The organism is Agrococcus sp. UYP33, from assembly GCF_054060915.1.
In genome coordinates this window covers 836,043-852,254 of record NZ_JBSSDR010000001.1, presented here as the reverse complement: position 1 = coordinate 852,254, position 16,212 = coordinate 836,043, and the positions used below count along the sequence as shown (strand labels likewise).

The 16,212-nt window shown below is 69.8% G+C and carries 15 protein-coding genes; 8 read left to right on the top strand and 7 right to left on the bottom strand.

Going from position 1 to position 16,212, the window contains the following annotated elements; genetic code table 11:
* Window positions 1-131: 131 nt before the first annotated feature.
* The 5 genes from ACVWW9_RS04125 to ACVWW9_RS04105 all read left to right on the top strand — a co-directional run bounded on the left by ACVWW9_RS04125 (window position 132) and on the right by ACVWW9_RS04105 (window position 4,608).
* Window positions 132-467 carry a hypothetical protein gene (locus ACVWW9_RS04125; RefSeq protein WP_354258073.1) on the top strand — a complete coding sequence of 112 codons (336 nt, stop codon included), beginning with the start codon at window positions 132-134 and terminating at the stop codon, window positions 465-467.
* A gap of 109 nt (window positions 468-576) precedes the next feature.
* Entirely contained in the window at window positions 577-1,836 is a 1,260-nt protein-coding gene (locus ACVWW9_RS04120) for a hypothetical protein (RefSeq protein ID WP_456514494.1), read from the top strand.
* Between the two features lie 159 nt (window positions 1,837-1,995).
* On the top strand, window positions 1,996-3,300 hold the full coding sequence (locus ACVWW9_RS04115; RefSeq protein ID WP_456514493.1) for a hypothetical protein: 1,305 nt from the start codon (window positions 1,996-1,998) through the stop codon (window positions 3,298-3,300).
* Between the two features lie 113 nt (window positions 3,301-3,413).
* Complete coding sequence (locus ACVWW9_RS04110) at window positions 3,414-3,908, top strand: hypothetical protein (RefSeq protein WP_456514492.1); 495 nt, start codon at window positions 3,414-3,416, stop codon at window positions 3,906-3,908.
* 88 nt (window positions 3,909-3,996) lie between these two features.
* On the top strand, window positions 3,997-4,608 hold the full coding sequence (locus tag ACVWW9_RS04105; protein WP_456514491.1) for a DUF305 domain-containing protein: 612 nt from the start codon (window positions 3,997-3,999) through the stop codon (window positions 4,606-4,608).
* An 89-nt stretch (window positions 4,609-4,697) separates the two neighbouring features.
* Here the strand turns inward: ACVWW9_RS04105 and ACVWW9_RS04100 are convergent, their stop codons facing one another.
* The 6 genes from ACVWW9_RS04100 to ACVWW9_RS04075 form a co-directional block, all read right to left on the bottom strand.
* Window positions 4,698-5,162, bottom strand: coding sequence for an SRPBCC family protein (locus ACVWW9_RS04100; RefSeq protein WP_456514490.1), 465 nt, complete (start codon window positions 5,160-5,162; stop codon window positions 4,698-4,700).
* 69 nt (window positions 5,163-5,231) lie between these two features.
* Complete coding sequence (locus ACVWW9_RS04095) at window positions 5,232-6,455, bottom strand: MFS transporter (RefSeq protein ID WP_456514489.1); 1,224 nt, start codon at window positions 6,453-6,455, stop codon at window positions 5,232-5,234.
* Between the two features lie 83 nt (window positions 6,456-6,538).
* Window positions 6,539-8,275 carry a DUF222 domain-containing protein gene (locus ACVWW9_RS04090; protein WP_456514488.1) on the bottom strand — a complete coding sequence of 579 codons (1,737 nt, stop codon included), beginning with the start codon at window positions 8,273-8,275 and terminating at the stop codon, window positions 6,539-6,541.
* Between the two features lie 178 nt (window positions 8,276-8,453).
* Entirely contained in the window at window positions 8,454-9,293 is an 840-nt protein-coding gene (locus ACVWW9_RS04085) for a MetQ/NlpA family ABC transporter substrate-binding protein (protein WP_456514487.1), read from the bottom strand.
* 9 nt (window positions 9,294-9,302) lie between these two features.
* A complete protein-coding gene (locus ACVWW9_RS04080) occupies window positions 9,303-10,115 on the bottom strand; it encodes a methionine ABC transporter permease (protein WP_456514486.1) in 813 nt (270 codons plus the stop codon).
* Entirely contained in the window at window positions 10,112-11,098 is a 987-nt protein-coding gene (locus tag ACVWW9_RS04075; RefSeq protein WP_456514485.1) for a methionine ABC transporter ATP-binding protein, read from the bottom strand. Before ACVWW9_RS04075 ends, ACVWW9_RS04080 begins: the two co-directional genes overlap by 4 nt.
* A 212-nt stretch (window positions 11,099-11,310) precedes the next feature.
* Here ACVWW9_RS04075 and ACVWW9_RS04070 point away from each other — a divergent pair, with 212 nt between their 5' ends.
* From ACVWW9_RS04070 to ACVWW9_RS04060, 3 genes are all read left to right on the top strand, one after another.
* Window positions 11,311-11,715 carry a (deoxy)nucleoside triphosphate pyrophosphohydrolase gene (locus ACVWW9_RS04070; RefSeq protein ID WP_456514484.1) on the top strand — a complete coding sequence of 135 codons (405 nt, stop codon included), beginning with the start codon at window positions 11,311-11,313 and terminating at the stop codon, window positions 11,713-11,715.
* Window positions 11,705-14,713, top strand: coding sequence for a DEAD/DEAH box helicase (locus ACVWW9_RS04065; protein ID WP_456514483.1), 3,009 nt, complete (start codon window positions 11,705-11,707; stop codon window positions 14,711-14,713). Before ACVWW9_RS04070 ends, ACVWW9_RS04065 begins: the two co-directional genes overlap by 11 nt.
* Before the next feature lie 93 nt (window positions 14,714-14,806).
* On the top strand, window positions 14,807-15,001 hold the full coding sequence (locus ACVWW9_RS04060) for a hypothetical protein (protein ID WP_456514482.1): 195 nt from the start codon (window positions 14,807-14,809) through the stop codon (window positions 14,999-15,001).
* Window positions 15,002-15,164: 163 nt separating this feature from the next.
* Here the strand turns inward: ACVWW9_RS04060 and ACVWW9_RS04055 are convergent, their stop codons facing one another.
* The gene (locus ACVWW9_RS04055) at window positions 15,165-16,190 is read right to left on the bottom strand and encodes an ornithine cyclodeaminase (protein ID WP_456514481.1); all 1,026 of its coding nucleotides are present in this window, start codon (window positions 16,188-16,190) and stop codon (window positions 15,165-15,167) included.
* Between the last annotated feature and the right edge of the window lie 22 nt (window positions 16,191-16,212).

The window sequence follows — 16,212 nt, the reverse complement described above, 5'->3', positions numbered from 1 at the left end:
CGCGTGATCCGGAAGAAAGTTGAGCGGATGTCACAGGCGCGTCGTACAGTGGTCCGAAGTCGTGCAGAGTTGCCTGATCGGCAACTCTGTGTTTCGGCACTGCCCCACGAGGAGAGATCACGACGATGTCCTTGACCGAGCCACCGAGGGTGGTGCCGGAGTCGAGCGTCTGGGCCGGGTGGCCCCACGCTGACGCTGCCGCGTGGGCGGACGCCCTGCTCGCCTTCGAGCGGCACCGCTTCACGTCGAAGCCGAAACACATGCTGCTGCACGCGCTGTGGCACGACTGGCACGAGCGCGGCGCGCTGCCCGAGCTGCGCCGGTGGGAGCAGCTCGCCCGTCGCTTCGAGGCGCAGGGCGTCAGTGCCGATGCGTTCGAGCGGATGCACCGCGACGCCGGCGCGATGCCGTGGTCGCCCGCGGTCGAGCGCAGCTGCCCCGAAGCCGTGCCGCAGCAGGGCGCCTGAGGACCTCCGCCGTTCGTGATGGAATCGTGACCGGATCGGCGTGACCGCCGCCTGACGCTGGACATGTCAGAGCGTGCGGGGATGAGCCTCGCGAGAGAGGAACCCCGCCGTGCGCCCTTCCCCGAGCCGAGTGCTCGTCACCACCGCGATCGTCACGCTGACCGCCATGCTGGGCGCCTGCGCGCAGGCCCAGCCCGGATCGACCTCGGCGCCGGCTCGACCCCGCTCGACACCGACCGCCAGCGCGACGCCGACATCGACGCCGACGCCGACGCCGACGACCTCCGCCGGCGCGACCGGTGCACCGGGCACCGCGACACCGCCCGAGAGCGATGCCGTCGAGCTCGTCCCGTTCGAGACGCAGAACGGCACGATGCGCATGCAGATCCCGGCGGACTGGACCGTCGAGGACAGCAGCCGTGTCGCCCTCGGCTACGACGGCCTGCAGCGGTGGGACAACATCGTGGCGGTCGCCGGTCCCGATGGCGGCCACCTCTGGTTCGACGACGGCATGCCCGATGACGTGGGCGCGGCGGCGCTCGAGGAGCACGTCGTCGAGCGCATCGACATCGGCTCGGGCCTCGCGGCTACTGCCTGGTGGGAGCGCTACGAGAGTGACATCTACGTCGCCAGCGTCGCCGTGATCGACGGCGAGGCGCCGCTCTCCGACTCGTTCCGCGTCGATGGGTCCACGAGACTGCACTTCCTGAAGTTCGAGCACCCGGACGCCGAGGAGCAGTTCTCGAGCCGCGACGCGGTCGAGGCCTACCTGGGGAGCGACGAGGTCGCGCTCGCGCTCGACATCATGGCGACCGTCGAGATCTCGGGCGACGACACCGCGGTCCCGGCCGGCGTCGGCGTCGAGCACGAGGGCACCACGTACCTCCCGTACACGACGCAGAACGGCACGTCGACGTTCCTCGTCCCGCTCGAGTGGCGCATCGATGACAACAGCCGAGTGGGCTTCGGCCACGGCGGCGGGCCCGTCTGGGAGAACTGGGTCCAGCTGTTCCGGCCGAACGGCGGCAGCGCCGTGTCGTACGTCGACTACGTGCTGTTCGCCGGCGAGGAGCCGGAGTGGCCGTGGACCGCCGGTGAGGTGCGGCCGACGACGGACGGTCTGCACGCCGTCTCGTACATGCTCGGCGACACCGGCGACTACAACACGGGGCTCGTCGGGGTCAGCCTCACCGACCAGGGGGACGCCTCGCGACCGACCGGCACCGTGTGCGCCGACACCATGTGCCGATACTTCGTCAGCACCCCGCTGACCGAGGGCGAGGCGTTCTTCGGTGGAGCGACCGAGGAGCAGCTGCTCACCGTCATCGCGTCGCTCGAGCGGCACCACGACGACGCCCGCATGCCCTGACGCAGGTGCAGCGCGAGGGCCGGACGGAGCACCGCCCGGCCCTCTGCTGCTCCATCGCCCAGAAGCGTGACCGAACCGTGACCTCCAGCGGGTGACCGGTTCCCGCATCCGGACATCTCAGGACAAGCGGGGAGATGCCCCGCGAGAGAGGAATCCGCCGTGCGCCCCATCCAGAGCCGCCTGCTCGCCGCGACCGCCGTCGTCGTCGTCGCGACCTTCACCCTGGGCGCGTGCGCGCAGGCCGAGGAGGCATCGGCACCGCTGCTGCCGGAGACCGCGCCGAGCGAGACGGCGTCACCCGCGCCGACGCCCTCGCCCACTGGCGAGAGCGAGCCGGCCACGACCGGCACCGCCACGCCGCCGCAGAGCGCGCAGCCCGCTGCCGTGGAGGCAGCGCCTGCAGAGATGGTCGACTTCGAGACGCAGAACGGCACGCTGCAGCTGCAGGTCCCGTCGAACTGGACCGTCGAGGACACGAGCACGATCGCCATGCAGGGCTCGGGGCGGCAGGGTTGGAACAACGAGGTGGTCTTCTCCCCGCCGACGGGCGGGAGCCTGCAGTACTCGGATGGCTACTGGGGGGACACAGGCCCCGCGACGATCGAGACCCGGATCGTCGAGCGGATCGCCATCGATCGCGGACTCTTCGCGGCAGCGTGGTGGGATCGGCACGAGGGCGGCCGCTACAGCGTCAGCGTCTCCATCGTGGGCGACGTGTCGGAGCCGTTCCACATGTTCCACGTCGGCGAGGGCAAGCGGCTGCACGGCATGGGCTTCTTCCACCCCGACGCACAGGACGGCTTCGACAGCCGCGATGCGGCGGAGGCGTACATCGGCGGCCCCGAGGTCGCGCTGGCGCTCGACGTGATGGCCTCGGCCGCGTTCACCGGCGAGGACGACGCGCTGCCGGCCGGCGTCGGCGTCGAGCACGACGGCACGACCTACCTCCCGTACACGACGCAGAACGGCACCGCGAGCTTCCTGGTGCCGCAGCACTGGAGCATCGGGGATCACAGCCGCCCCGGCACCAACCGAGCCGGCCAGGACGTGTGGGACAACTCCGTCGCGCTCTACCTGCCGAACGGCAACATGGTGCTGCACTACGGCGACATGTGGATCACCAACCTCATCGAGGAGTGGGAGTGGACGCTGGGCGAGGTCCGGCCGACGCAGACGGATGGGTGGCAGGCGGTCTCCTGGACGCTCGGCGACTCGGTGCCCAACCACGCGGGCTACGTCGGCGTGAGCCTCTCGGACCAGGGAGGCGCGGTGCGTCCGGCTGACAACGTCTGCAGCGAAAACCTCTGCCGCAGCTTCAGCGGCGTACCGCTCGACGTGCGCTGGCTCGACGACGGGCTCGAGAGCACCGAGGACTTCTTCGGCAGCGCGATCGAGGAGCAGATGCTCACCGCCGTCGCATCGCTCGAGACGCACCACGACGACGCCACGCGGATGCCCTGGTAGCGCCGCGGTCGCAGATCCGGGGGCCGGGCGGAACACCGCCCGGTCCCTGTGGGCGCTGCGAGGTCGCCCTGCTACCGTGTCGCGCGATGGCGGAGTGGCGGATGGGCGCGGCGATGCGACGCGGGGCACAGACCCCGAGTCGAGCGCTGTCCGCGCGGGCACTGCTGCTCCTCGGCGCGACCGTCGTGCTGCTCATCACCGGTCTGCTCGGCATGCATGCGCTGGGCGGTTCTGCGGGCGGGCACGGCTCGGGCCATGCGATCGCCGGCCATGGCGGCGTCGGCCAGTCCGATGTCGCGGTCGTCGCTGCCGATGACCACGCCGCGCACGCAGCCCCGACGCACCACGCGCAGGACACGGCGGTTGCGGCCAAGGCGAGCGGCTGCACCGATGCGTGCGCGGCGGACGGGCCCGTCGCGCCGGGTCACTCCGAGCTCATGGCGTGCGTGCTCGCGCTGCTCGCCGGCTTGCTCGTGCTCGTCCCGCCCGCGCGTCTCGGCATCCCCTGGGCATCCGTCGTGACCATCCCGATGTCGGCCGACGCATCCGCCGCCCGGGCAGAGCCGCCCACACCCTCGCTCATCCTGCTCTCGATCAGTCGGACCTGATCGGTCTGCCTGGCCACCGGCCAGGCCGCCGGCGTCGCATCCGCGGCGTCACAGACCGACCATCCCACTCGAGAACAGGACCACCACCATGAAGACCATCAACCGCGCGCTCGGAGTCAGCGCGCTCGCCCTCGCCTTCGTCGTCACCGGCTGCTCCGCGGGCGGATCGACGGGCACCACGCCCGCCGCATCGCCCGGCATCACTGCTGCACCCTCGTCGGCACCCGCATCCTCGGAGGCGAACGCCGCCGACGAGATGTTCGTGACGATGATGATCCCGCACCACCAGCAGGCCGTCGAGATGTCGGAGATGGTGCTCGACAAGGACGGCCTCGACCCGCGCGTCGCCGACCTCGCCGAGCGCATCCGCGACGCGCAGGCGCCCGAGATCGAGCAGCTGCAGAGCTGGCTCGACGACTGGGGCGTGGAGGCATCGGCCGACGGCGGCCACGGCGGTCACGGCGACGGCGGCGGCATGATGTCGGAAGACGACATGCAGGCGCTCGAGGACGCCGACGGCGTCGAGGCGAGCACGCTCTTCCTGCAGCAGATGCTCGCGCACCACGAGGGCGCCGTCGAGATGGCCGAGGCGGAGGTCGCCGACGGCCAGCACCCTGACGTCGTCGCGCTCGCCCAGCAGATGGCCGATGCGCAGTCGGCCGAGATCGCCGAGATGGAGCAGCTGCTCACCGAGCTCTGATCCCCGTTGAGGGTTTGCGTCGGAGTTGCTCTGCGCTCGGACGCAAACCCTCAACCGCGCTGGGTCGGGCGACGGGCCTGCAGCACCGGCTACTCCGCCCGGCGGAACGCTGCCTGCAGTGCCTCGAGCGTCGCCGCGCGCTCCCGCTTCGCGAGCCACCGGAAGGCGGGCGTCATGACACGGCGGATGCCGTGCACCTCGACCCGCGCGCCGTGGCGCACGAGGGTGGTGCGGTCGGAGGCGGCTTCCAGCTCGTAGCCGGGCCAGCCCTCGGCGCCGATGCGGCCGTTCCGTGCCAGCTGCCGCCAGTGGAAGACGAGCCGGATCGGAGGCTCGAACGCGACGATCTCGCCCGGGGCCGCGCCTGCTGCGGTGCGGTCGACGTAGGTGGTGCCCAGCTGCGGCTCGCCGGGCGACGTCTGCTTCGTCGTGTGGAAGATGCTCCCCTTGCGCGGCATCCAGTCGTTGTAGCCCTCGATGTCGGCGAGGCGGGCGAAGACCGCATCGATCGGTGCGTCGACGACCCCGTGCAGCTCGAACTCGATCACGGTCATGACTCAGGGTGCTCCTCGGGGAGCGCGTCCACAAGCCGGTGCACGTGCGATGCCGCCGGACCGTTGCGCTCAGTGGCGTCGTGGGAACGCGAGCATCGCGAGCGCTCCCACGACCCACACCGCCCCCGAGGCTGCGAGCAGCAGGAGCGGATCGAGGCCCGCGAGCAGACCCGCGACGGCCGTGCCGCCCGCGCTCGCGGTCGTGCGCAGCGCGGAGCCGACGGTGAACACCTGCGCGACGACGTCGTCAGGGCTCTCGAGCCGCCGGAGCGTCAGCATCGCGGCGGTGGGTGCAGCACTGAACACGCCCGAGAGGCCGACGAGCACGATCGTCCACCAGAACCCCAGGTCGAGTGCGGCCGCGAGCGTCGCGAGCCCCGTCAGCCCGAATCCCACGAGCATCGTCGCCTGCGGCGACATGCTCGTGCGTCGGATGGGCTCGACGATGGCGCCGACGAGCGCGCCGATCGCGAAGGCGGTGACGATGAAGGCGCTCGCGGCTGCGTCGCCCGTCGCGAGCAGCGCGATGCCGATCGCCGCGATCGGCATGATGCCTCGGCCGAACTCGACGAGCGTGCCCGAGACGGTGATCGTGGCGAGCGGCCGATGCGTCGACAGGGCGACGAGCCCCGCGCCGATCGAGCGCCACAGCCCCTTGCGCTCGGCCTCCCGCCGCTCGATGCGCAGCAGCGGGTAGGCGGCGAGCGACACGAGCGCGATCGCGGCCATCGAGGCGAGCGCCCAGCGCGGCCCGAGCGTCGGCGCCAGCAGCGCGACGAGCGCCGGACCCGCGACACCGGAGAGGTTGTAGCTGAGCGCGTCGAGCGCGTACGCGCGGCGCGCATCCGTGCCGGTGGGCGCGACGAAGCTCGAGAGCCCGCCGAAGCCGAAGGGGTTCAGGAGGCCGCTGAGGACGAGCGCGATCGCGACGAGCCACACCGGCAGCGGGTCGAGCACTGCGGTCAGCCCATAGGCGGCGGCGGTGCCGGCGGCGGCACCCATCATGAGCGGCCGCGGCCGGTGCACGCGGTCGAGGATCGCGCCGACGAGTGGCGCGGCGATGATGCTCGGCACGAGCGCGAGCGCCGCGAGCGCCGCTCCGAGCGCGATGTCGCCCGTGATCGACACCACGAGGATCGGGATCCCGATCTGCGCTCCGCTGGCAGCCGTTCGGATCGGCACGGACGCGGCGAGCTGGCGCATCCCCGCGGCCTTCCCCTCGTGGTTCACGAGCGATGCGGTCGACGACGCGGGCGCAGACGAAGGCCGATCGGCGTCGCGGGGGGATTGCATCCCTCAAGCATGCCGCCCCGTTCGCCGTGCAGCCGAATGCGCGGTCTGCGCGCGGTGTGCGCCGCGTGCGAGCCCGACTCGGATCAGCGCCGCAGGACGATGCCGGGTCGCGGCAGCCGGTCGGCTCGCCCGCGATGCCTGCGACCTCGGCCCTGCTCGTCGAGCAGGGTGCGGATGCGTCGCTCGGTCGAGCCGACCGCGCTCCCTCCGGATGCATTGAGCGCAGTCCGTGGGCGCCGTCGCTGTCGTGGGACGCACACGGAGGAGCCGGGCTCAGCCGGTTGGACGCTCGCGCTGGTGCGAAGCTCGATGCCAGCATCGAGGGGCTCCGGCAGCTTCATGGCGAGCGAGGCGGCGGCGGCTGCGCCGAGCGATCCGCCGCGCGATCTAGCGGCGCCGGTCGCGGCGGCGAGCGCAGTGGCGCTCGGCATCTCGGCGGAGTCGTCGCGGCCCCACCGGGCCGGCTGGAGCTGCGACACGATACGCCAGCTGCCGGGCCGTGGTCCGACCTTCTCGACCCGCAGCCGGCCGGCGTGGATCTCGTGGTGGTGGTAGCTGCAGACGAGGATGCCGTTGTCGACGTCGGTGGCGCCGCCGGCCTGCCAGGGGACGATGTGGTGCGTCTCGCACCAGGCGACGGGCATGCCGCAGCCGGGGACCCGGCAGCCCTTGTCGCGCTTGGCGAGAGCGCGCTTCTGCGCGCGGGTGAAGAGCCGCTGGGTGCGACCGAGCCAGAGCGGGTGGCCGTGCTCGTCGACGACGAGGTGGTGGATGTCCGCGAAGCAGACGAGCTGGTCGATGTGCTCGATCGGCACGAGGCTGCTCGTGTGCTCGATCGTGAGCGTGCGCTCGGCCTGGCGGATGCCCTGCACGTAGGCGCCGTACGCCTCGATCGTGCCGGTGAGGACGAGCGAGGGCGACTCGCCGCCAGCCAGCGGCGCGTCGCCGGAGGCGGCGTGCGCCTTCACCATCGCGATGAGGGCGTCGTGCGCCTTCTGCTCGGGCGAGCGGTCGTCGAGCGAAGGCTCCGCGCTGCTGCAGTCGGCGCCCGAGCAGCCGCCGTGGTCGCAGTGCTCGTCGTGGAAGGCGACCTTGACGCGTGGGCCGGTGTACGCATCCACCAGCGACTTGAGCGCGGACCCGTCTTCGGCGGGGGAGCGCATGACGGTGAGCCACGAGCCGTCGCGCTGCTGACGGGTGCGGAACGAGCGAAGCGCCCGCTGCTGCTCGTCGTTCGGGAGCACCCCGTCGGGGTCGAGGAGCGCCGCGCACCGGCGCGCCAGCACGACCAGCTGTTCGGGCGGGAGCGGCGTGGCCGGATCGGTCGCGGCCTCGACCAGCAGCTGCTCGGCGGTCTCGAGCTGCTCCACGTCGGCTCGCGGCGCGGCCGGTTCGATGGTCGAGACGATGGCGTGCGCCTGCGCGAACGAGATCTCGGCCTCGGCGAGCGCACCGGCCACCGCCGGGTACCGGGCGGCGATGGCGGCGCCGGTGATGGCGATCGACGGCGATGTCGCTCGCCCCATGAGCAGCAGGTCGAGCGCGCGGCGGGAGCCGAGACCGAAGGCCCTCGAGACCGCTTCCCGCGAGCGCCGAGCCCCCAGCAGCATGCACAGTGGCTCATCGACCGCGCCGTGCGAGCGCTCCTCCACCTCGTGCGCGAGCCGCACCTGCAGGCTCTCGGCGACTCGCGCCAGCTCTGCGACTCGGCCGAGCAGCTCGGCGACCTCGGCGTTCGAGGTCGTCGAGAACGACGGGGCTGCAGCGAGCAGGGCGCGGGCGGCGACGACCGCTGCTCGTGCCTGCTCGGTGCTCGTCATCGCCGCCTCCTTGTGAGGAGAGTAGAGGCGACCACCCACATCGACTCCGCCCTCGTCGCGAGCAGAGTGGATGCGACCACTGACACGCCACGCCGTGCCGGAAGACGAGTGCGCCGCGTGCTCAGGGCACGCGGCGCACTCTCATTCCGGCTTGGGGTTCAGCCCGCCAGCGGTGCCGTCACTCGGTGCCGGGGACGATCAGGCCGCCCCACGTCTCCAGCATGTAGGCGTCCGTCTCCTCACTCGTGAGCAGCTCGTACAGCGCGGCGACGCGGGGGTCGTCCTGCAGCTCGGGCGTGGTCGCGAGGATGTTGAAGTAGTCGGAGTCATCGCCCTCGGTGAGGATCGCCTGGTCTTGCGTGAGGCCGGCAGGCAGCGCGAACGACGCGGTGACGAAGACGGCGTCGTTGTCCGGGATCGCGAGCGGCAGCGTAGCGTTCTCGACCTCGGTGAACTGGAAGTTCGACGGGTTCTCGGTGATGCCGTCGAGGTTGGTCGCGCCCTCCTCGATGCTGATGAGGCCCTCGGCCGCGAGGATGCCGAGCGCGCGGCCCTCGTTCGTCGGGTCGTTCGGGATGGCGATGGTCGCGCCCTCGCCGAGCTCGTCGATCGAGGTGAGCGACTCCGAGTAGAACGCGGCGGCCGGCAGGTAGACCTCGCCGACCGAGACGAGCGTGCCGCCGGCCTGCGAGTTGTACGTCTCCATGAACGTGGAGTTCTGGAAGAGGTTCGCCTCGGTCGAGCCGTCGGAGAGCGCCGGGTTGGGCGTGTTGTAGTCGGTGAACTCGACCCACTCGATGTCGAGGCCGGCCTCGGGGGCGAGGTTCTCGTCGACCCAGGTGAGGATGTCGCCGGCCGGCACGGGCAGGGCGCCCACGCGGATCGTGCCGAGCGAGCCGTCCTCGGATGCTGCGGGGGCGGCGACGTCGGGGGTGCTCGACGAGCAGGCGGCGAGCGCGGCGACGGCGACGCCGGCGGCGATGGTCGTCGCGACGCGACGGCGGAAGATGTTGGTCATGGAGGTTCCTTAAGAGGTGCTCGACGGAGGCGTCGGGCGGCGGGGGTCGGGGATCGTGAGGTCCACGTCGAGGTGGGCCTGCGCATCCGCCGTCGCGTCCTTCTTGGGGCCGCGACGAGTGCTGGGTGCGCCGAGCTTCCGGGCGAGCGCGGTCAGCGCCCACTGGATGAGCTGCACGAGGGCGAAGAGGATGATGACGACGCCGATGATGTGGATGCTGCTGTAGCGCTGCATGCCGTAGGTCAGGGCGACGTTGCCCAGGCCGCCGCCGCCCACGACGCCGACCATCGCCGAGAAGTTGATGATCGACGTGATGGTGGTGGCGGTGCCGAGCAGGATCGAGGGCGTCGCCTGCGGCAGCAGCACGCGGCGCACGAGCAGCCAGCGGGAGGCGCCGAGCGACTCCGCGGCCTCGAACAGGCCCGGGTCGACCTCGCGCACGGCGATCTCGACCACGCGCACGAAGAACGGGATCGCGATGAGGGTGAGCGGCACGATCGCAGGTCCCGTGCCGATGAACGAGCCGAGCAGCCAGCGGGTGAGCGGGATGAGCGCGATCATCAGCACGATGAACGGCACCGAGCGGCCCAGGTTGACGATGAAGCCGAGCAGGGCGTTGATGACTCGGCCGAGCGCGCGCGAGCCGAAGGGCGCCTCGAGGAAGCGGCCCTGCTCGGTGCCCACCAGGATGATGCCGAGCGGCAGGCCGACGACGAAGGTGATCGCCATCGCGATCGCCGTCATGTAGATGGTCTCCCACGTGCCCTCGAGGAGCACCGCGATGAGCTGCGGCCAGAAGGTGGGGGAGCTGACGTCGATCATGCGAGCACCTCCCAGGCGGTGACGCCCTGCGCCGTGAGGCTGTCGACGACCTGGCGGGCGGTGTGCTCGTCGCCGGGAACCGCGAGGCGAGTGCGGCCGGCTTGGTGGCCGTTGATGGTCTCGAGCGCGGCGCCGAGGATCGAGACGTCGAGGCCGAAGTCGCGGGCGAGCTGCGCGATCACCGGGCGGTCGGCGCTGAGGCCCGTGTAGGTGACGTCGACGATGCGGTGTCCCGGGATGCGGTGGGGCTCGCCGACCGGGAAGAGCTCGGCGGCGACCTGGCTGCCCGGCGTGCGGATGAGCTCGTCGAGCCCGCCCTGCTCGATCACGCGGCCGGTCTCCATGAGGGCGGCCGCGTCGCAGATGCGCTTGACGACCTCCATCTCGTGCGTGATGAGCAGCACGGTGAGGCCGAGCTCGCGGCTCAGGCGGCGGATGAGCTCGAGGATCGAGCGCGTCGTCTCGGGGTCGAGGGCGCTGGTCGCCTCGTCGCTGAGCAGCACGTCCGGGCCGGAGGCGAGCGCGCGGGCGATCCCGACGCGCTGGCGCTGGCCGCCGGAGAGCTGGCCGGGGCGGTCGTCGGCGCGGTGTGCGAGGCCGACGAGGTCGAGCATGTCGAGCGCCTTCGGGCGGCGGTCCTTCTTGGCGGCGCCGGTCGCCTCGAGCGCGAACTCGACGTTCTGCGCGACCGTGCGGTTGCCGACGAGGTTGAAGTGCTGGAAGACCATGCCGATCTTGTGGCGCTCGTTGCGGAGCGCCTGGCCGCTGAGGGCGGTGACATCGACGCCGTCGACGGTGACGCGGCCGGAGTCGGGGCGCTCCAGTGCGTTGACGGTGCGGAGGAGGGTCGACTTGCCAGCGCCGGACTGCCCCACGACGCCGAAGATCTGCCCCTTGGAGACCTCGATGGAGACGTCGTGGAGCGCGACGACGGCGTCAGGGCCGTCGCCGAAGCGGCGGCTGACGTGCTCGATCGAGATCATGGAACTCCAAGCGGGGGCGCGGTCAGCGCCCTGTGTTGGGGGAAGGGTGACCCGACTGCGGCGGCGGGCTGCCTTCTAGTGTCTCGTGGATCGAGGGACGGCGCAGGCATGTGACGCCGTGTGACGCCCACCCCGCCGGTCGAAGAGCTGTGCGCAGCGCCGCGTATCGAGACCATCGCACCTAGGCTGGAAACGAAATCCTGGAGGCGCTCGTGAAGAAGCAGATCAACGTCGTCGGTGCGGTCATTGTTCGCGACGGCGAGATCCTCTGCGCGCAACGCGGTCCTGGCACGCTGGCGGGAATGTGGGAGTTTCCCGGGGGCAAGGTCGAGCTGGGTGAAGCACCGCAGGCGGCCCTACAGCGGGAGATCGACGAGGAGCTCGAGTGTGAGGTTCACGTCGGCGCTCACGTCGCCACGACCACGCATGAGTACGACTTCGGCGTCGTGACGTTGACGACCTACTACTGCGACCTGCTCTCAGGCGAGCCAGTGCTGACGGAGCATGCCGAAGTGCGATGGCTTGCACCCGCCGACCTCTCTTCCCTGGAGTGGGCGCCCGCTGACGTGCCGGCGGTGAACCAGATCCAGGCCGACTTCGCCGTCCATGTCGATTGATTTCCAGCCTCAGTCGTCGCTCGAGATCGACATCTCCCACGGTTACCTGAGACGGGACTCCCGCGCCCCGCGGCTCGCCAACCCGCAGCTCATCGTGAACGACGCCAACGGCACCATGCTTCGAACGCTCCGAGAAGAGCTGCGGCGGTGCACGTCCTTCACGTTCTCAGTCGCCTTCGTGTCACCGCGCGCGATCGCCCTGCTGAAGCAAGAGCTGGTTGATTTCGGAGGCGCCGGGCGGATCGTGACGTCTGACTACCTGGGGTTCAACTCGCCGCGCGCATTCGCTGAGCTTCACAACCTTCGGTCGATGGGCATCGACGTTCGACTGCACAACGAGACGGCATTCCATCCAAAGGGCTACCTGTTCGAGCACGACGATCGTATGACTGCGATTGTCGGCAGCTCGAACTTGACGGCGACCGCCTTGCTGAGCAATCTCGAGTGGAACCTCCGAGTGTCGTCCGCACGAGAGAGCGACTTGACCGGTCAGCTCGGCGCCATCATCGAGCAGCAGCTGGCGCAATCCGAGCCGCTGACGCAAGCATGGATCGACGACTATGCGGAGTTCTACGTCGCGCCGGAGTCGCAGCCGAACCTCGTCCACGGTGCTCGGCCGGCTCGACCGTCGAGACGCACGGTGACAATGGCCGACGCTGAGCCGGGTGCGCTCGAACCGGCAAGATCGCAATCCACACGCTTCGAGCACGCGCCCGTCGCGAGCGGCGGCTATCGCGACCACGGGCCAATCGTCCCCAACGTCATGCAGCAAGAAGCGCTCCGAGCGATTGCAGCGATGCGCGAAGAGGGGAAACAGCGTGCGGTCGTGATCTCCGCGACAGGCACCGGCAAGACGATTCTCTCCGCATTGGACGTTCGCGCTGCGCGGCCCGACCGGATGCTGTTCGTGGTGCACCGCGAGCAGATCGTCGATCGCGCGATCACCGAGTTCCAGCGCGTGTTGGGAGCACCGCCCGCGGCATTCGGCAAGCTCGTCGGCACGTCGCGTCAGCTCGATAGGCCCTACGTCTTCGCGACGATCCAGTCTCTCTCGAGGCCAGAGACGCTCGACCGGCTCGACCCGACGGCGTTCGACTACGTCTTGATCGACGAGGTGCATCGTGCTGGCGCCAAGTCTTACGCCCGCGTGTTGGAGCACTTGCGGCCGAAGTTTCTCCTCGGAATGACCGCGACGCCAGAACGCACAGACGGTTTCAACCTGTTCGAGCTGTTCGACTTCAATGTCCCGTACGAGATCAGACTGAATCGGGCGCTCGAAGCCGACATGCTCGCGCCGTTCCACTACTACGGTGTCGCCGACGTCGACTTCGAGGACGGCACCACAACTGACGACGCAACGCAACTGCGCAAGCTGGCCTCCGCGGAGCGAGTGCGTCACATCGCTCTTGCAATCGAACGCTACGGGCAAGCGGGCGTCCCCGCTCGAGGACTCATGTTCTGCAGCCGGAACGAGGAAGCCCGCGAGCTGTCGGAGGCCCTCAACCGGGTGACAATCCGGGGCAAGATGCTTCGAACCGTCGCGTTGACCGGCCAGGACTCGATCGAGCGACGCGAGCAGGTCGTCGAGTGGCTGGAGTCGGGTGAGCTCGATTACATCCTCACGGTCGACATCTTCAACGAGGGCGTCGACATCCCGACGCTCAACCAGGTCATCATGCTGCGGCAGACGCAGTCCGCGATCGTGTTCGTACAGCAGCTGGGACGAGGGCTGCGCAAGGCCCCGGGCAAGGACTATCTCGTTGTCATCGACTTCATTGGGAATTACGCGAACAACTTCTTGATCCCGGTCGCGCTGTTCGGTGACGACTCGCTCAACCGCGAGTCGATCCGGCAGCACTTGATCTCGGCGGAGGAAGTTGGCGTCATCGCTGGTCTGTCGAGCGTCCGGTTCGATCGCATCGCGCAGCAGCGAGTCCTGAAGTCGCTGGCCGAGACGCAGCTCGACAGCATGCAACGCCTGAAGCAAGCGGTCGAGACGCTGCGAAATCGGCTGGGGCGCCTACCGGCGCTGCACGACTTCCTTCGCTTCGAGAGCGCCGATCCGGTTGTTCTGGCTACCCACTCGGGCAACTACCCCGCATTGCTTGAGCGTCTGACGAAGACGCCGACCGGGCTTCGGCCGGGCGAGCTCCGGATGCTGACGTTCCTCTCGGCCGAGGCGCTCGCAGCGAAACGGGTCGACGAGCTGCTGAGCCTCCAGACTCTTCTCGCCGAGGGCCCAGTAAGCCGAGAGCGACTGGCCGAGGTGCTCGCTGCCGACAGTTACGCCTCCGCTGCGAGTCACGTTGAGAGCGCCCTTCGAGTTCTGTCGCTGGAGTTTGCTACGGAACCGGAACAGAAGAAGTACGTGGCCGGTGTGGTGGAACGGGACGCGGGTGGCCTCGTCGCGCCGACCGCCGCCTTCGTCGATTCCTATCGCGACTCGATCGCGTTTCGGCGGGCCGTCGACGACCTGATCCAGACGGGCCTCGAGCTGGTGAGGGCCCGCTATCGGCGGGGGATGCCGTTCACGCCTGGCCGGCAGTACTCGCGCAAGGATGCGGTCCGCCTGCTGCATTGGACGAAGAACTCGTCATCGACCGTGTACGGCTACAAGGTCGACCAGGGCACTCGCTCGTGCCCGATCTTCAACACGATGCACAAGTCAGACGAGATCGCCGCCAGCACGGCGTACGAAGACGAACTGCTGGACCCGTCCACGATGCTCTACTACTCGAAGAGCAAGCGCACGCTGCGCAGCCCCGACGTATCCGCGATCATCTCGGGCGAGATCGACCTCCACGTCTTTGCCAAGAAGGATGATGCGGACGGCTCGGCGTTTTATTACCTCGGCCGGGCGGACGCACACGCGCCGGAGGAGACGACGATGCCCGGCAGCGAGGGCCAGGCACTGAGTGTGGTGCGGATGCAACTCCGGTTCGAGCGCCCGATCGAGTCTGGGATCTACGACTACTTCCAGCCTGCAGTGACCGACTAAGTCTCTGTCCCGTCGGCGTGCTGCTCGGTGTCAGAGAAGCTGACGCCACGTGACGATGGCAGCCTCGCGCGTGGACGCGGATAGCCTCGAAGCATGAACGAGCAGACGATCACGCCGGTTGAGCTGTCGCGCGAGCTGGGACTGGGTCGCAAGGGCAAGCAGATCCGCGGGTTCCTGCGCAACCCGCAGGACGGCGAAGGGCCGTTCGAGGACCATGAGATCGGGACTGAGTGGCACCTGACGGTGGCGCAGGCGGAGCGGATTCGGAAGCACTTCCGGAGGGGCTGAGCGCGCTCGGCTGGGTCGGTGTGGCGCGCGAGTGGTCTCGATACGCGGCCGGCTCCGCCGGCTGCTACTCGACCAGCAAGTGACGCGGCCGGCTGCGCCGGCTGCTACTCGACCAGCAAGTGACGCGGCCGGCTTCGCCGGCTGCTACTCGACCAGCGGGTGGTCAGACGAGGACCGGGGCGCCGATCATGCCGTAGAGGTCCTTCGGGTCCTCTGGCTCGGTGATGAGGTCGATCGGCTCGGAGAAGCGCGTGGCCGCGGTCGCCTTCTGCACGTAGCGGAGCGCCGTGAAGTCCTCGATGGCGAAGCCGACCGAGTCGAAGACCGTCACCTCCTCAGCGGAAATGCGTCCCGCGTCCGCGCCGGTGATGACGCGCCACAGCTCGGTCACCGGGAAGTCGGCGGGCAGCAGCTGGATCTCGCCCTCGTTGCGCGTCTGTGGCGTGTGCTCGACGAAGACGCGGTTTCGGCGCACGAGCTCGATGTCGAGCTCGGTCTTGCCGGGGCAGTCGCCGCCGATCGCGTTGATGTGCGCGCCGGCGGGCACCTCGTCGAGGTGCAGCACCGTGGCATTGGTCTTGTCCGCCGTACACGTCGTGATGATGTCGGCGTCGCGCACGGCGTCGGCGGCGGATGCCTCGATCGTCACGTCGAACCCGAGCGAGCGCAGGTGCCGGCTGGCGGTCTCGGCCGTCGGCCGGTCGACGTCGAAGAGCCGCAGTCGCGTCACGCCCGGCCGCTGGGAGCGCACGGCGAGCGCCTGGAACACCGCCTGCGAGCCGGCGCCGATCATCCCCATCACACTGCTGTCCTCGCGTGACAGGTGCCGGGCGGCGAGCCCGGAGACGGCCGCGGTGCGGAGCGCCGTGAGGATCGTCATCTCGGACAGGAAGGTCGGGTAGCCGGTCATGACGTCGGCGAGCACGCCGAACGCCGTCACGGTCTGGAAGCCGCGCGATGGGTTCGACGGGTGGCCGTTCACGTACTTGAAGCCGTAGGCCGTGCCGTCGCTCGTCGGCATGAGTTCGATCACCCCGAGCGGCGAGTGGCTCGCGATGCGAGGCTCGCGCTCGAACCGCTCCCAGCGGCGGAAGTCGACCTCGAGCTCGTCGACGAGGTCGGTGATGATCCGCTCGGGACCGGTCGCGCGGATCCACGCGCGCATGTTCGTGACGCTGACGAAGCGCATGCCTCGCTCCTCTCGGTTCGCG

What these genes read in the sequence shown, in the direction of transcription:
- ACVWW9_RS04110 (WP_456514492.1), top strand. Translation starts at nt 3,414, where the DNA reads ATGCGACGCGGGGCACAGACCCCGAGTCGAGCGCTGTCCGCGCGGGCA.
- ACVWW9_RS04105 (WP_456514491.1), top strand. Translation starts at nt 3,997, where the DNA reads ATGAAGACCATCAACCGCGCGCTCGGAGTCAGCGCGCTCGCCCTCGCC.
- ACVWW9_RS04100 (WP_456514490.1), bottom strand. Translation starts at nt 5,162, where the DNA reads ATGACCGTGATCGAGTTCGAGCTGCACGGGGTCGTCGACGCACCGATC.
- ACVWW9_RS04095 (WP_456514489.1), bottom strand. Translation starts at nt 6,455, where the DNA reads ATGCAATCCCCCCGCGACGCCGATCGGCCTTCGTCTGCGCCCGCGTCG.
- ACVWW9_RS04090 (WP_456514488.1), bottom strand. Translation starts at nt 8,275, where the DNA reads ATGACGAGCACCGAGCAGGCACGAGCAGCGGTCGTCGCCGCCCGCGCC.
- ACVWW9_RS04085 (WP_456514487.1), bottom strand. Translation starts at nt 9,293, where the DNA reads ATGACCAACATCTTCCGCCGTCGCGTCGCGACGACCATCGCCGCCGGC.
- ACVWW9_RS04080 (WP_456514486.1), bottom strand. Translation starts at nt 10,115, where the DNA reads ATGATCGACGTCAGCTCCCCCACCTTCTGGCCGCAGCTCATCGCGGTG.
- ACVWW9_RS04075 (WP_456514485.1), bottom strand. Translation starts at nt 11,098, where the DNA reads ATGATCTCGATCGAGCACGTCAGCCGCCGCTTCGGCGACGGCCCTGAC.
- ACVWW9_RS04065 (WP_456514483.1), top strand. Translation starts at nt 11,705, where the DNA reads ATGTCGATTGATTTCCAGCCTCAGTCGTCGCTCGAGATCGACATCTCC.
- ACVWW9_RS04060 (WP_456514482.1), top strand. Translation starts at nt 14,807, where the DNA reads ATGAACGAGCAGACGATCACGCCGGTTGAGCTGTCGCGCGAGCTGGGA.
- ACVWW9_RS04055 (WP_456514481.1), bottom strand. Translation starts at nt 16,190, where the DNA reads ATGCGCTTCGTCAGCGTCACGAACATGCGCGCGTGGATCCGCGCGACC.